The sequence below is a fragment of the Natronomonas pharaonis DSM 2160 genome, from assembly GCF_000026045.1.
GTDB lineage: Archaea > Halobacteriota > Halobacteria > Halobacteriales > Haloarculaceae > Natronomonas > Natronomonas pharaonis.
On the sequence record NC_007426.1, the window covers coordinates 384,078 to 398,764 of the forward strand.

The 14,687-nt window shown below is 65.2% G+C and carries 16 protein-coding genes; 9 read left to right on the plus strand and 7 right to left on the minus strand.

Annotation, left to right across the window (positions count from 1 at the left end):
* Positions 1 to 58 precede the first annotated feature (58 nt).
* The 5 genes from NP_RS01920 to NP_RS01940 all read left to right on the plus strand — a co-directional run bounded on the left by NP_RS01920 (position 59) and on the right by NP_RS01940 (position 5,464).
* Positions 59 to 1,048 (plus strand): ABC transporter permease, encoded by a 990-nt coding sequence (locus tag NP_RS01920; RefSeq protein WP_011322107.1) that lies wholly within the window; start codon positions 59 to 61, stop codon positions 1,046 to 1,048.
* Positions 1,045 to 2,118, plus strand: a complete 1,074-nt coding sequence (locus NP_RS01925; protein ID WP_011322108.1) for an ABC transporter permease — start codon at positions 1,045 to 1,047, stop codon at positions 2,116 to 2,118. Before NP_RS01920 ends, NP_RS01925 begins: the two co-directional genes overlap by 4 nt.
* 1 nt (position 2,119) lies before the next feature.
* A complete protein-coding gene (locus tag NP_RS01930; RefSeq protein ID WP_011322109.1) occupies positions 2,120 to 3,286 on the plus strand; it encodes an ABC transporter ATP-binding protein in 1,167 nt (388 codons plus the stop codon).
* Entirely contained in the window at positions 3,276 to 4,931 is a 1,656-nt protein-coding gene (locus tag NP_RS01935) for an ABC transporter ATP-binding protein (protein ID WP_011322110.1), read from the plus strand. The genes NP_RS01930 and NP_RS01935 overlap by 11 nt, the downstream gene beginning before the upstream one ends.
* An 80-nt stretch (positions 4,932 to 5,011) precedes the next feature.
* Complete coding sequence (locus tag NP_RS01940) at positions 5,012 to 5,464, plus strand: DUF7529 family protein (protein WP_049939438.1); 453 nt, start codon at positions 5,012 to 5,014, stop codon at positions 5,462 to 5,464.
* Here NP_RS01940 and NP_RS01945 read toward each other — a convergent pair.
* Together NP_RS01945 and NP_RS01950 are read right to left on the minus strand one after the other, a co-directional pair.
* Entirely contained in the window at positions 5,461 to 6,324 is an 864-nt protein-coding gene (locus NP_RS01945) for a TIGR01548 family HAD-type hydrolase (protein WP_011322112.1), read from the minus strand. The genes NP_RS01940 and NP_RS01945 overlap by 4 nt on opposite strands.
* The gene (locus tag NP_RS01950; protein WP_011322113.1) at positions 6,321 to 6,707 is read right to left on the minus strand and encodes a UPF0146 family protein; all 387 of its coding nucleotides are present in this window, start codon (positions 6,705 to 6,707) and stop codon (positions 6,321 to 6,323) included. The genes NP_RS01945 and NP_RS01950 overlap by 4 nt, the downstream gene beginning before the upstream one ends.
* A 39-nt stretch (positions 6,708 to 6,746) precedes the next feature.
* On the opposite strand from NP_RS01950, the gene NP_RS01955 reads away from it, so the two are divergent.
* Complete coding sequence (locus NP_RS01955) at positions 6,747 to 7,268, plus strand: archaemetzincin family Zn-dependent metalloprotease (RefSeq protein WP_011322114.1); 522 nt, start codon at positions 6,747 to 6,749, stop codon at positions 7,266 to 7,268.
* A 6-nt stretch (positions 7,269 to 7,274) separates the two neighbouring features.
* Here NP_RS01955 and NP_RS01960 read toward each other — a convergent pair whose 3' ends face one another.
* Entirely contained in the window at positions 7,275 to 7,532 is a 258-nt protein-coding gene (locus NP_RS01960; RefSeq protein WP_011322115.1) for a GIY-YIG nuclease family protein, read from the minus strand.
* A gap of 103 nt (positions 7,533 to 7,635) precedes the next feature.
* Complete coding sequence (locus NP_RS14710; protein ID WP_011322116.1) at positions 7,636 to 7,782, minus strand: DUF7563 family protein; 147 nt, start codon at positions 7,780 to 7,782, stop codon at positions 7,636 to 7,638.
* A 351-nt stretch (positions 7,783 to 8,133) separates the two neighbouring features.
* Here NP_RS14710 and NP_RS01965 point away from each other — a divergent pair, with 351 nt between their 5' ends.
* The 3 genes from NP_RS01965 to NP_RS01975 all read left to right on the plus strand — a co-directional run bounded on the left by NP_RS01965 (position 8,134) and on the right by NP_RS01975 (position 12,443).
* A complete protein-coding gene (locus tag NP_RS01965; protein WP_011322117.1) occupies positions 8,134 to 8,301 on the plus strand; it encodes a DNA-binding protein in 168 nt (55 codons plus the stop codon).
* A gap of 177 nt (positions 8,302 to 8,478) precedes the next feature.
* Positions 8,479 to 10,023 carry a COG1361 S-layer family protein gene (locus tag NP_RS01970; RefSeq protein ID WP_011322118.1) on the plus strand — a complete coding sequence of 515 codons (1,545 nt, stop codon included), beginning with the start codon at positions 8,479 to 8,481 and terminating at the stop codon, positions 10,021 to 10,023.
* 5 nt (positions 10,024 to 10,028) lie between these two features.
* Positions 10,029 to 12,443, plus strand: coding sequence for an efflux RND transporter permease subunit (locus NP_RS01975; RefSeq protein ID WP_011322119.1), 2,415 nt, complete (start codon positions 10,029 to 10,031; stop codon positions 12,441 to 12,443).
* A 3-nt stretch (positions 12,444 to 12,446) separates the two neighbouring features.
* Here NP_RS01975 and rpiA read toward each other — a convergent pair whose 3' ends face one another.
* The 3 genes from rpiA to NP_RS01985 form a co-directional block, all read right to left on the minus strand.
* Positions 12,447 to 13,124, minus strand: a complete 678-nt coding sequence (gene rpiA / locus NP_RS01980) for a ribose-5-phosphate isomerase RpiA (RefSeq protein WP_011322120.1) — start codon at positions 13,122 to 13,124, stop codon at positions 12,447 to 12,449.
* Positions 13,125 to 13,238: 114 nt separating this feature from the next.
* Positions 13,239 to 13,397 (minus strand): DUF7563 family protein, encoded by a 159-nt coding sequence (locus NP_RS15205; RefSeq protein ID WP_011322121.1) that lies wholly within the window; start codon positions 13,395 to 13,397, stop codon positions 13,239 to 13,241.
* A 159-nt stretch (positions 13,398 to 13,556) separates the two neighbouring features.
* Positions 13,557 to 14,651, minus strand: a complete 1,095-nt coding sequence (locus NP_RS01985) for an aminotransferase class V-fold PLP-dependent enzyme (RefSeq protein WP_011322122.1) — start codon at positions 14,649 to 14,651, stop codon at positions 13,557 to 13,559.
* Positions 14,652 to 14,687 lie beyond the last annotated feature (36 nt).

Below are 14,687 nucleotides of genomic sequence, written 5' to 3' on the forward strand. Positions count from 1 at the left end.
GGCTGAATCCGACAGACGTTTTTGTCACGGGTAAATATTACGCGCCAGCATACAACTAATGTCGCTCGCAAAGTTCTTGGCGAAGCGCACCCTCCAGGGGTTGTTCGTCATCTGGGGAGTCGTGACTGTCGTCTTCTTCCTGCGGTTTCTGACCCCAGGCGACCCCACTATCGCGCTGACCCCGCCCGATGTCAGCGACGAGCGCCGCGCGGAACTCGCGGCCGAACTCGGGCTTAACGACCCGCTACACGTACAGTACACCGATTACCTCTTCCAACTCGCGCGCGGCGACCTCGGTGAGGCGATGGCGTCGGGACGGAACGCAAACACCGTCCTGCTTGAGCGGCTGCCCGCAACCATCGAACTCGCCGTCGCAGCGACAGTCGTCGCTGTCATCATCGCCATCCCGCTCGGCGTCATCAGCGCCCGGCGGCGACACGAGCCGGCTGACTACGGCGCGACGCTGTTTTCGCTTGTCGGCATCTCCACGCCGAACTTCTGGCTCGGCATCATGCTCATCATCTTCGTTGCCGTGAGCGTCGACTTCCTGCCGACCGGCGGTCGACATATCACCTTTACCGCCGCGTGGGGCGGGTTACTCTTCGAAGGCGATATCTCCGGTGTCGGCACGTGGTTTGCACAGCTGATACTGCCGGCTATCGCCTTGGGAACCTACTTCACGGCGCTGATTACCCGCTTGACACGGAGCGGGATGCTCGAAGAACTCGGCAAGGCCTACGTGAAAGCCTGTCGAGCGAAGGGGCTACCGGAGACGCTGACGATGTACAAACACGTCCTCCGGAACACGCTGATCCCGATACTCACCGTGCTCGGGCTCCAACTGGGGACGCTCATCGGCGGCGCTATCATCACTGAGGAGGTGTTCGCGTGGCCGGGGCTCGGGACGCTGCTCATCGACGCCATCGGCGAGCGTGACTGGACGCTGATTCAGGGTTCGATTATCATCATCGGCATCGGCTTTGTCGTCATCAACATCGCCGTCGACGCGCTGTATGCGTATCTCGACCCACGGGTGAGCGCAGAATGATATCCGACCGCGCGAAACAGAGCCTCTCGTTGGAGCTCAAGCGCAGCCGGCTGGCCCAGATCGGCGTCGCCATCATGGCCGTGATGTTCGTGGTGACGATGTTTGCCCCGCTTTTTGCCCCGCACGACCCCGAGCAGCAACGGGTCGGCACCGGTGACACCGAGGACATGACCGACCTGCCGCCGGTCGGGTTCAGCACGACGGCAAACGAGACCCGGCTCGTTGATGGGGAGTTCCAGACACAGCAGGTCGAAATCAACGCCAACAGCTCCCACGTCCTCGGCACGAACACCCGGGGGCAGGATGTCCTTTCGAGAGTCATCTATGGCGGCCGAGTATCGCTGCTTGTCGGGCTGCTCGGTGCGGCTATCGCCGCGCTCGTCGGCGTTCCGTACGGACTGGCCGCCGGCTACTTCAGCGGTCGCGTCGACGATGCGCTGATGCGCGGCGCCGACATCATGCTGGCGTTTCCCTCCCTGGTGTTGGCTATCGCGCTCGTCGGCGTCTTCCGGGAGACGGATTTCCACACCATGGAGCTGACAGACCCCTTCGTTGTGGCCGCACAATCGGAGACGATACCCAACTGGCTCATCCCACGGGCCGGCCACGTCGCCAGTATGCCGGAGTCGGTGACGTTCCCCGTGACGGTCACGCTCGTCGTTGCGCTTGTCAACTGGGTGTGGTTCGCCCGGGTGGCCCGTGGTGAGGCGATGAGCATCCGCAGCGAGGAGTATGTCACCGCCGCAAAGAGTCTCGGTGCGAGCAACTGGACCATCATCCGCAAGCACGTCCTGCCGAACAGCATCACGCCGATTATCGTGCTGGCGACGATTCAGGTCGCTTTCATCATCCTGCTGGAGAGTGCGCTTTCGTTCCTCGGCTTCTCGGGGACGACGCTGACGTGGGGCCAAGACATCGCCCGCGGCCAGTCGGACCAGCGTGCCCAGTGGTGGATTGCGACCGTGCCGGGACTCGCCATCGTGTTGGCGGTTATCGGCGTCAACCTCATCGGCGACTGGCTCCGGGATGCCCTCGACCCGGATATCGAAGGCGAGGGCGGTGGTGTCTGAAATGAGTGAAACGAAACTCGACGTTCGTGACCTACAGACCCGGTTTTACACTGATGACGGTCAGGTAAACGCCGTCGACGGCGTCTCCTTTACCGTCGAATCCGGCGAGGTGTTCGGCATCGTCGGCGAGTCCGGCTCCGGCAAGAGCGTGACCGCCCTCTCGCTTATCGACCTCGTCGAGTCACCCGGACGTATCGACGGCGGCGAAATCTGGTTCCGGTCGCCAGAGATGGCCGACCGGCTCGCGGACGACTCGCCCGCGGCCGTCGACGGCGAGATGGTCGATATCCGGCAACTCGACGACCGAGAGCGGCGGTCGCTCCGCGGCGCGGAGTTTGCGACCATCTTCCAGGACCCGATGAGCAGCTTCAATCCCTCGCTGACCGTCGGCGAACAGATCGCCGAGGCCGTCGAGGCCCAAAAGCGGGCGCAAGCGAACCCACGCTCGACACGCTCGCGAACGCAGGGATACGGATTTGCGAGCTTCGTCGCTGACAGCCTGCTGCCGCGTCGCGACTACGTCAGCGAGGACGCCACGACCCGCGCGGTCGAACTGCTTGAGCTTGTGGGTATCCCCGACCCGGCCGACCGGGCCGACGAGTATCCGCATCAGTTCTCCGGCGGTATGCTCCAGCGGGCGATGATTGCGCAGGCGCTCGCCAGCGAGCCGTCGGTGCTCGTTGCCGACGAGCCGACGACCGCCCTCGACGTGACGATTCAGGCGCAGGTGCTCGACCTGCTGGCCGACCTGCAGGCGGAAACCGGGATGACGACCGTGCTCATCACGCATAACCTCGGTGTCGTCGCCCGGATGTGTGACCGCGTCGGCGTGATGTACGCCGGTGAACTCGTCGAGCGGGGCACGCTCGGCGAGGTGTTCGACGAGTCCGTCCACCCCTACACCGAGGGCCTGCTCGGCTCTATCCCCGACCTCGATGGCGAGAGCGGGCGACTGAGCCCCATCGAGGGGAACGTCCCCAGCCTCATCGACTCGGAGATGGAAAGCCGGTGTTACTTCGCCGACCGCTGTCCGAAGGCAATGGAGGAGTGTCTGGACAAACCGCCCGAATACGAGGTGACAGACGACCATACGGCGATGTGTTATCTCGCCGACCACGACTACGACCCCGGCAATGCGCTCCCGGAGGGATACTTCGATGCAGAATAAGCCACGCGCCGACGAACCGGACCGCAAGCCGGCCGAAGCGGCAGCCGGCGACATCGACGGACAGCCGCTTGTCCGCGTTCGGGACCTGCAGAAACATTTCGACGCCGAGGACTCACTGCTGGACCGACTGTTCGGCGAAACGACGAACCCCGTCCGGGCCGTCGACGGCCTCAGCTTCGACATCCGTGAGGGCGAAACGCTGGGTCTGGTCGGCGAGTCCGGCTGTGGGAAATCGACCACCGGCGAGACGATACTCCAGTTGTTGGAGCCGACCGGTGGAACCGTCGAGTTCGACGGCGAGAACATTGTCGAAAGCGACGACCTGTTCCGGTTCCGTCGGCGGGCCGGCGTCGTCTTTCAGGACCCGTTCTCCAGCCTCGACCCCCGGATGACCATCGGGGAGTCGATTCGCCAGCCGCTCGACATCCACGGGTGGCCGTGGCCCGAGGACGGCGTCGAGACGACCGCCGAGGCCCCTGCTACCGGCGTCGACACCGCCGTTACCGTCGCCGACGACATCCACCGGGTGCCCGGCGTCGAGCCGGTCGACGGCGTCGTCTCGGTGTCGCTGTCGGTCGAGCGCGGGCCGGCCGACGCCCCCAACGACGTGTCCCCCGAGACGACCGTCGACCCGGACGCTGCCGAGGGGTACGTGACGGTCAACGACGAACCGGTCGCCGTCGGCGTCGACGAGCGGCTCGAACTGTCCCTTTCCGGCGGTGACGCCCTCGACATCGAGGTGCGTGTCGGCCGCTCGGATACACAGCTCCGCCGGGAACGGGTCGCCGACCTGATGGAGCGGGTCGGACTCTCGGCCGACCAGTTGAACCGCTATCCGTCGGAGTTCTCCGGCGGCCAGCGCCAGCGGGTCGGTATTGCCCGTGCGCTCGCGCTCGACCCGGAGTTCATCGTCCTCGACGAGCCGACAAGCGCCCTCGATGTCAGCGTTCAGGCCCAGATTCTCAACCTGTTGGAGGAGCTACAGGACGACTTCGACCTGACGTATCTGTTCATCAGCCACGACCTGAGCGTTATCCGGCATATCTGCGACCGGGTTGCGGTGATGTATCTCGGCGAAATCGTCGAGCTCGCGCCGACGGAAGCGCTGTTTGCCGACCCACAGCATCCCTACACCGAGGCGCTGTTAGAGAGCGTTCCGCGAGCCTCGACCGAAGAAAAGGAACGCGATGTCGACCCGCTGGCTGGGGACGTTCCGTCGCCACGGAACCCGCCGTCCGGCTGTCGGTTCCGCACTCGCTGTCCCAAAATCATCCCGCCGGATGATGTCGAGCTATCGCAGGCGGCCTACCGCGCTGTCGTCGACCTCCGCGAGCGCGTCGAGAGCCGCGACATCACCGTCGAGGGTGTCGGCGAGGAGCTCTCGGGCACCGACGATGTCGTCGATGAACTCGAATCACGGCTGCTTGGCGACAGCTCGATACCCGAACAGGAACGGTCCCACATCCGAGCAGCGCTCGAACGGGTCGCCGATGAGGAATGGGAAGCGGCCGCCGAAGCGCTTCGGGACCGCTATGAGAGTATCTGTGAGACGCACGCCCCCGACGGCGACCGGGCGGCGTGTCACCTCAACGGGCTGCCGGACGACATCGACGCCAGTGCTGTCGACCGGGACGAACGGCGGTAGCCGGCTATCTCCCGACCCCGGCAGTTCTCGGGGCGAGACAGACCCCTGTGCTTTTGCCGCTCGGCGACCCCGTTAGCGATATGCAACAGGGACCGCCGCCGGCTGTCACCGACCGCTGGGAAACGCTCCGCGAAGACGCCACAGCGACCGCCGCCGAATACGATGCGGACGGCTGGACGGTACACCGCGTCGAGACGGGCGAGGTGACGCCGCTTTCCGGAACCCCGTTCGGGCTTGACGTACTGGTCCCCGGCGACGACTTCGAGCGGGCTTCGGAACTCGTCGAAGCGGCATCGTTCGACACCTCACACGTCTACCGGGCCGAAGAACGCGGCGTCAGGTTTCTCATTATCGTCGTCGAGGCCAGCGACGACGAGGTTGCGGTCGTCGTCCCGGCGTACCTCTCTGCCTCGGATACCGAGGCGCTCGCCGAGCGAGCCCGCGAGGAGGGTGTGATGTACACGCATCTGCGGCCACTGTCGGACGAGGCTCGGGTGACCTTCTCCCACGAGGACCCGGAACTGTTCTTTTAACCTAGCAGTCCCGGCAGGTCGTTTATCGTCTCGATAATGATGTCTGCGCCGGCGTTGCGGAACTTCCGCCGCCCCTCGTCGCCGCTGAGGCCGCCGGTAAGCACGCCGACGCCGTAGAACTCTCTGTCGGGGTCGTCCTCGGCGGCGTTTCTTGCCGTCCGGATGTCGTCGAGCGTGTCGCCGGCGAAAACCGCGCTTTCGGCATCGAACCGCTTTGTAAGTTCGACCAGCCCGTGCGGATGGGGCTTGCCTTCCTCCCAGTCGTCCATCGTGAACCGGTGGGTCTCGGGAATATCGAGCCCAACGCGGTCGAGGGCGATTTCGGCCTCCGCGGCCGGTCGACCGGTGAGCACGCCCAGCGACCACTCTTCGAGCGCCTCGCGCGTGTCCGGCGCGAGCAACACCGGCTCGTCGTGGATGAACCCCTCCGTATCGAGGTCCGGCTCTCCACTCTCCAGCTCGCGGTAGAGCTCGGAGCCGAGATAGAGCTGCTGAAAGACGTCTCGGAGCCGCTTGCGGTCCCATTCGGCGAGTACCTTCTCGCGGGCGGCCGGCGGGAGTTCGTCGGCGATGGCCGTCTCGGCGGCTTGGAGCCCACCGCCGGAGGCGGCGATGAGACCGGTGTAGGTTTCGATGCTCAGTGCCGGCTTCTCGCGACGGGCGAGCACGTACAGCGCGGCGGCGTAGGTCAGCTCCCAGTCGTTGTTGAAACCGCCGGCGTCCTTGAACAACTGAATGTCGGCCTTGTCGATGGTGTCGCCGTAGACGTGGGCTATCGATTCGACGATTGCTCGGCGATAGGAGTCCTCAACATCGACCAATACGCCGTCGATATCGAGAATGACCGAATCTACGTTCATGGGTAGTGGTAGAGTGTTTGCGTCGGGAGGGTTTCGGGGGTCGCGTCGACGAGCGTCGGGTCACCACCGAGGGTGGTAAACAGGCAGTCGGCGTCGACGCGGGAAGCAAGGGAGACGAGCGGGCGCTGCAACTCCGGCGGGCAGTTCAACGCGTACACCGCGCCAGCCCCGCTGTACACCGATACATCGGGGTCGGTCACGTCGTCGCGGACGAACCGGACCGTTCCGGGGACGGCACATGTGTCGACATCCGTGGCGGTGACACGGCAGCCCCGTTCATCGAGCGCGGCGGCGACGGTCGGGCGGTTGCCGACTCCGACCTCCACGAGGGCGTCATAACTGGACAGTCGGTCGACGAGCGCCCCCTCCGAATCGGTGTGCACGTCGGGATGTTTATGAGCAACGGTATCTAATGTTTTCCCATGCACGTCGACATCGTGCCGGTCGGCGACCTCCCGGCGGTCGTAAAGCGGGAGGCCTCCAGCGGGCTACGGTCGGTATACGACTGTGAAGTGACGATTCACGACAGCCAGCCCGTCCCCGACGGTGCGTACGACTCCGGCCGCGACCAGTACCGGGCCGAGGAGTTCATCGAACTCGCAAGCCGGGTCGGCAACGGTGAAAAGAACATCGCCATCACCGACACTGACCTCTATTACCGCCGACGGAACTACGTCTTCGGACTCGCCTACCTGTCCGGCAAGGGGTCGGTCATCTCGACCCATCGGCTCCAGACCTCATCCGACGGTGGGTTCTCGGAAAAGTCAGCGGGTGACATCTTCGCCGACCGCGTCCGCAAGGAGGTCGTCCACGAGGTCGGCCACACGCTCGGCCTCGAACACTGCGACAACTCCCGGTGTGTGATGAACTTCTCGCCGACTGTTCGCGAGGTCGATGTCAAAGAAGAAAACCTCTGTGGGAGCTGCCAGCGGCAGATACTCTAGCCGCACTCAGCCAGTCTCGTCCGCGACCAGCCGCTCTTTTTTGGCCCGCGACAGCGACTTGATTTCGTGTTCGCGCTGCATCGCGGCCGATTTCGAGTCGAACCGCTCGGTGTGGACGAGTTCGACCGGCGTCCGACCGCGGGTGTACTTTGCGCCCTCGCCAGCGTCGTGTTCGGCGACACGCCGCTCGACGTTGGTTGTGTAGCCGGTGTACAGCGTCTCGTCGGCACAGGAGAGCACGTACACGTAGTGGTCGGCGGCCATCAGCCGGGTCCGAGGGGCCGCCGGGTCGAGTAAGTTGGGGTTCGGGGGACAGGGGGTCCTGCTGTTCTGGTGGCGATTCGGCGACCGGTTCGTTCGCCGACGGTTACTTTGCAATGCGGTCCAGCGACACTTCCGCGATACCGGCGTTGGCAGAGCAGTTCGGGCACGCCCGAACGCGGCCGTGGTCGTCGGCGAAGACGCGGGCGAACCGGTCGGAGACGTGGGAGTCGCAGTGGTCGCATCTGGGCATCGTACTACCGACGAACGCTCGGGTTCGCCGGGTGTATTCTGTTGGTGCTGTAAACACAAATACCCTCGGCAACCGGTACCATACGCCTGTGACGGGCTGTCGACGACAGGGACGGTTTCGGACCGAGCGGCGGCGGGGGCATCCGCCGCCGCCCCGGCGGCAAAACCGCGTGCAGGCGCGGGCGAGCGTGGTATAGCTCTCGAACCGCGACCGCTGGCCACAAGATATAATTACGCGAACCGCAGCTCCGACTCGGTTTCACTCAAAACGATGGTTAAACAGCCGGTAGAAGCGGCGACACCGCGCTCTTTTGGGAAAGTATATAAGGCCCCCGGCAAAACCGCCGTCTGTATGGCAGACCTGATCGTCAAAGCCGCCGTGAAGGAAGCGCTCGATGACATGAACGTCGCCTCGGACTTCTACGACGCTCTCGACGACGAGGTCGAGGAGCTGCTGGAAGACGCCGCGCGACGTGCCGAAGAGAACGACCGGAAGACGGTCCAGCCGCGCGACCTGTAAGGTCGAGAGCTTCGTTCTCGCTTTTTATTTTATCGGCTAGCGACAGCGCTGTCCTGTCCAGACCACCGGTTGCTCTCTTGGGATTCCCCGATAAACTAATACGCACGGGTAGGCGTATCTTCGACCGTGACGCGTACCCGGCGGCGCGACGGGCGACGGGCGTGCAGTCGAATCCTGGTGCGGACAGCCGTCGGTGTCGCCGCCGTTGTCCTCGTTGCTGCTGTCGCGCTGGGTGCCGCTCCGGCCGCGGTCAGCGCCGACGATATCGAGGTTGTCGTCTCCGACGACACGTTCGCCCCCGACGAGGAGGCGACGCTCTTCGTGGAGGTCGTCGACCGCGCGGACGGTCCCGGCGGCACGCAGGGGGCCATCGTCTCCGTTGCCGACGACGGCGCGCCGATAACCGTCCTGACCGACGAGGACGCCATCGCGACAGTTCCGACCGGCGGGTCGCGGCTGGCAACCTTCGACATCGCCGTCGACGAGGATGCCGACCCCGACGACTACGACATCGAGGTCGAGGTCGACTACCGGGACGGCCGCACGGGCGACCTCACCACCGAGACGTTCGACGTCGAGATAACCATCGACGACCGCGCCCATTTCCGTGTCGTCGATGCCGACACCGACGCCCACGTCGGGGAGGAAGGGACGGTCTCGATGACACTGGAAAACGTCGGCGACCAGACCGCGAAAGACGCCACCGTCGAGGTCCGGGCGCTCGACCGCGGGCTCCGACTTGGGGCGCAGAGCACCTTCACGCGCACCTTCGCCGGCGACTGGGAGGACGGTGCGAGGCGGACGCTCAACCTCTCTGCCGACGTCCGCGAGGGGACCGAACCCCGAAGCCACGTCCTCGAAGCCGAAGTCGAGTTCCACGATGAAGACGACGTCGAACGGACGACCCGACCGCTCACCGCCGGCGTCGATGTCGGCTCCGAGCAGGCCTTCAGCGTGGCGAACGTAACGAGCGACCTGCGTGTCGGGGAAGACGGTGAGCTGAACGTAACCATCGAAAACGACGGCCCGCGCGCAGTCGGCGGTGTCGTCGCGGTTTCCGAGACGCCGAACCCGAACGTCGCGGTCCGGAACCCGGAGTGGTACGTCGGGCCGATGGAGCCGGGTGAGGCGTCGACTGCTGCCTTCCGGGTCGGGCTCCGTGAGGACGCCGAACCCGGCGACCGCGTGCTCCCGCTCGTCGTCCGGTACCGGACGCCCGCCGGCGACATCGAATACAGCGACCGACTTGATGTCGTCGCCGCCGTGGCACCGGAACTGGAGCCGTTCGGCATCAGGGCCGTCAACCAGACGATAGCACAGGGCGAGACGCGGCGGTACCGTGTCGAGGTCGAAAACACCGGCGACGAGCGATACAGCGACATTCAGGCCAAGTTGTTCGCCGAGTCGCCGCTGGAGACTGACGACGACGAAGCATACATCGATGCCCTCGACGTCGGCGAAACCCGCACGATAAGCTTCGGACTCGAGGCCGACGACGATGCTGCAATCAAACAGCACCCCGTCTCGATGGATTTCCGGTATGAGGACGCCGACGGCGACCGCCACCTCACAGACCGCGAGCGGATGGCCGTCGACGTTGTCGAACGCGAGACGCCGTATGCGCTGTACGCCGCCGTTGTAGTGTTTCTTGCCGCCATCGTCGGCATCGCCTACTGGAAACGTGAGCGCCTCGCAGCGCTCCGAGACGACATCGGCGGGTGAGCGGTGTGAGCGGGGGTGTCACCGACCGAATCGCCGACGAAATCTCCGACCACCCTGGGCGGGTCACGGCGCTGTTCCTCATTGTGACCGTGCTTTTGCTCCCCGGCGTCTTCCTTATGGAGACCGACCCGGGGACCGAACGGTTCATCGAGGGGGTCGACGAGGCCGACACGCTCGAAGATGTGACCCTCCGCTTCGAGTCGACGTTCGGCCCCAACGAGCCGTCGACACAGCTCATCCAGACCGAAGACAACGTGCTCACCCGGTCGGCGCTGGCGACACAACTGGAGGTTCTCGAGGAGTTACACGACCGCGAGCGGCTCCGGGTGACGGACACGATGGCGGCGGCCCCGCTCGTTGCCGAGGAGATAGACCCGCAGGCGAACACCCCGAGAGAGCAACGTGAAGTGGTCGAGGCGGCGACACAGCAGGAGATACACGATGCGGTCCGCGCCTTGTCCGACGACCCAGTGTTTACGTCACTCACAAGCGAGGACCTCAATCCGGCCGCTGGCGAGGCGTCGGCGACCATCGTCGTCGTCACGCATGCCCTCCCGACTGACGACGACGACCAGCTTATGAACCTTCAGCACGATGTCGCCGAGACGGTCGGCCAGGTCGACGAGACGATACTCGTCTTCGGGCAGGGGGTCCTCGAAAGCGAGTTTCAGGCCATCGTCTACGACTCCCTTGCCATCGTCGTCCCCGCGACGATACTGCTGATTCTCGGATTGCTGTTGGCCGCCTATCGGGACCCCTTCGACCTCGTGTTGGGGACGGCGGCGCTCGTCATGACCATCGTCTGGACGTTCGGCTTCGCCGGTTACATCGGGCTCCCGTTCAACCAGCTCCTCATCGCGGTTCCGATTCTCCTCCTCGCTATCGGCATCGACTTCGGCATCCACATGATAGACCGCTACCGCGAACACCGGCTGGCGGGCGGTGCCATCCGGGAGTCGATGGAGTACGCCGCCGGCCACCTGCTTGTCGCCTACGGCATCATCGCCGGCACGACCGTCGTCGGCTTCGCGGCGAACGTCACGAGCGAACTCGAACCGGTACAGGAGTTCGGCATCGTCGCCGGTCTCGGGATGACGTTCACGCTTTTCATTTTCGGTGTGTTCTTGCCCGCTGCGAAGGTCTGGCTCGACGAGCGCCGAGACGCGTTCGACCTGCCGTCGTTCGGCTCCGACCCGATAGCGACTGAGGAGTCGGCGCTCGGCCGCATACTCAAGCTCGGGGCCGTGCCGGCGCGACGCGTGCCGGTGGTGTTTGTCGTCGCTACACTCCTCGTTACCGCCGCCCTCGGCGGGTACGGGGCTGGTGTCGACACGAGCTTCGAGGAAGACGACTTCCTGCCGCCGGAGGAGATGCCGGGCTACGTCGAGTGGCTCCCCGAGGTGTTACAGCCATCGGAGTACACCGTCGCCGAGTCGGTAACCGTCATCGAAGAGGAGTTCGCGGCCGGCGACGACGACACGATTACGATACGCTTACGCGGCGAGTTGACAGCCGATGACGCCCTCCAGCGGCTCGTTCGCGTCGAGGAGGACCCGCCGGAGACGTTCGTCGAGACCGATGGCAGCGCCGAGAGCCGGTCGATACTCGTGCCGATGGCGCTGGCCGCCCGCGAGGACCCGACGCTGGCGGCGATGATTTCCCGCAACGACCGGACCGGCGACGACATTCCCAACCGGAACATCGACGCCATCTACGACGAAGTCTTCGACTCGCCCTACGGCGGCATGGCCGAAGAGTACCTCACCACGGACCGCGATGAAGCCCGCATCGTCATCGAAGTCCGAAGTGAGGCGGCAATCGAAGATGTCTCGGATGACGCCCGCTCGTTCGCCGAACGCTACCGGGGTGACGCGACGGCGACCGGGCAGATTCTGGTCTATCAGGCCGTCGCTGACGCCGTCTTCGAGTCGGCGGTCCAGAGCTTCCTGACGGCCATCGCCGTCGCCGGCGGGATGATTATCCTCCTGTATCATCTCCTGTTCCGAAGGCCCCTGCTGGGTGCCTCGACGCTGGTGCCGATTACGGTCACCGTCTGTCTTCTGACGGCGACGATGCGGTGGCTCGGCATCCCGTTTAACGCCCTGACAGCGACGATTCTCTCGATTTCTATCGGTCTTGGCGTCGACTACACCGTCCACTTCACACACCGGTACCACGAGGAACGCGAGACGAGCGACCCGGTCGCGGCCGTCACAACGACGCTCCGTGGAACCGGCGGTGCGCTCACCGGGACGATGCTGACGACGACTATCGGACTCGGGGCGCTCGTGTTGGCCGTGACGCCGATTCTCGGTCAGTTCGGCCTGCTGACCGCCCTGAGTATCGTCTACTCGTATCTGACGACACACATCCTGCTGCCGCCGTTCCTCATCGTCTTGGAGCGCTTCGAGCGCGGCTGAACGCTATCGTACGTCGACGCCGTCGTCGGTGCCGACGAGTATCTCGTCGGCGAGGCCAACGAAGAGCCCGTGCTCGACAGCCCCCGGCAGCGCCGATAGCTCTTCGGCCAGCGCCGCCGGCTCCGCTATCTCGCCGAACGCGCAGTCGATGACGAGGTTCCCGTTGTCGGTCACAACCGGGCCGTCTTTTCGCTCTGCGGCCCGGAGCGTCGGCTCGCCGCCGAGGGCCGCCACCTGTCGCTGGACGACCGGCGCGGCATCCGGCAGCACTTCGACCGGGACGGGGATATCGAGCGTCGGCGACAGCTTCGTCTCGTCGGCGACGACAAGAAACCGGTCTGCGGCCGCATCGACGAGTTTCTCTCTGGCGTGTGCCGCGCCGCCGCCCTTTATCAGGTCTCCGGCGGCGACTTGGTCGGCACCATCGATGGCAACGTCAGGGGTCGCCTCCTCCAGCGTCGTGAGCGGAATGTCGGCCTCCCGTGCGAGCTGTCGGGACTGGTAGGAGGTCGGGATGCCGCGGATGTCGAGTCCTTCCTCGACCCGCTGGCCGAGTTCGCGTATCGATGCCGCGGCCGTCGAGCCGGTCCCGAGTCCGACGACCATCCCGTCCTCGACCGCGTCCGCCGCCTGTTTCCCGGCACGACGCTTCTGTGCCTCCGTACCCCCGGACTGCTTCATACCCGGGTGTGTGTCCGACGCCCGAAAAGCGCTTGCGGTCGGGGGCGAAAAGCGTTTAGCTTGGTCTTCTTTTGAAGACGCTACGACCGACCGAGAGAAAACGCCGCTACAGAGTCAGGTTCGACGGGTAGAACGGGCTTCGCGAACGTCCGAGCCGTCGCGAATCTTGTCTTCACACTGTGGACAGACGCGCGGGTTCTCGACTCCGTTTGGCGTGAAAACCCGAGCGTACGCTGCCGTCACGAACGCGCCGCAGTTCTGACATTCCGGCATGCGCGTACCATTGGCGTGAACGCACATAATAATAGTGTGGTACGGGTTGCCGAATGTTTCGCCCGGTGGGACTCGCGTGGGCTGGTTGTGCTCCTGCCCAACGAGCGCAGAACCGCTCTGTGCGGCCCGGACGCGGCCATTCGGCACGACTGGTCGCCGTCAGAGCAGCGCCGCCAGCGCGTCGATATCGTCGTCGGTGTTGAACGCGTGGATTGACGCCCGGGCCGCCCCGTTGGGAAGGTCGCGGACAACGATACCGGCGTCGGCGGCGCGCTCGACGAACGACGCCGGCTCCGCGACCTCGAAGGCGACCAGCCCGGACTCGTAGTCGGTCGGCGAGACAAGCCGGTCGCCGAGTCGGTCTTTCAGCCGGTCGGTTAGCCGTTCGATTTCGGCCTCGATGGCGTCGAAGCCGATTTCTTCGAACGTTTCGATAGCCTCGACGAGCCCCGCATACGGGGCGACAGCGCCCGTCGAGACGCCGAACCGGGTTGCGTCTGGAGCGTACTCCAGCCCGTCACCTGTCGGGTCGGTGACGCTCCGGTAGCCGATGTGCCGCGGCCGGAACGTCTCAAGCGCGTCCGGGTCGACGTAGAGAAAGCCGGCTCCCCACGGCCCGAGCAGCCACTTGTGGCCCGAAGCACAGACCACGTCGGCACCCCACTCGCGGACATCAACCGGATGCTGGCCGACCGTTTGGACGGCATCGACGACGACGAGCGCACCGGCCGCGTGGGCGATGTCGACCGCCTCCTCGACGGCGAGCCGCGTGCCGTGGAGCCAACTTTCGGAACTGAGACAGACGACAGCCGCGTCCTCGACAGCCTCGCGGTATGCATCCATCGGCAGTCGGCCGTCCGGACAGGAGAGTACGTCTACGTCGACGCCTTGTTCCTCACGTCGCCGCCACGGGAGCACCCCAGACGGGTGTTCGAGGTCGGTGCGGACGACGCGGTCACCCGCCGACCACTCGATAGCGTTTGCGACCCGGCTGATGCCGTCGCCGGTCGACTCGACGAGTGCGATGCTGTCTGCCGAGCACCCGAGATAGCCGGCGACCGTTTCACGGGCGGTTTCCCGTATCTCCGCGGCGGTCTCGTAGTGGTTTGTCGCCCCGGCGTCGAACTCCTGGCGTCGCTGTGCGTCGTTGACGGCCTCTACGACGCGACGCGGGCTCGGCCCGCTCGCGCCGGTGTTGAGATAGACGTGAGACGCTGCGGCCGGGATGTCCGCCCGAAGCTCGTCGAACTCCATGCCGACCGTTCGGTCGGCCCGCAGAAAAGGTGTGCC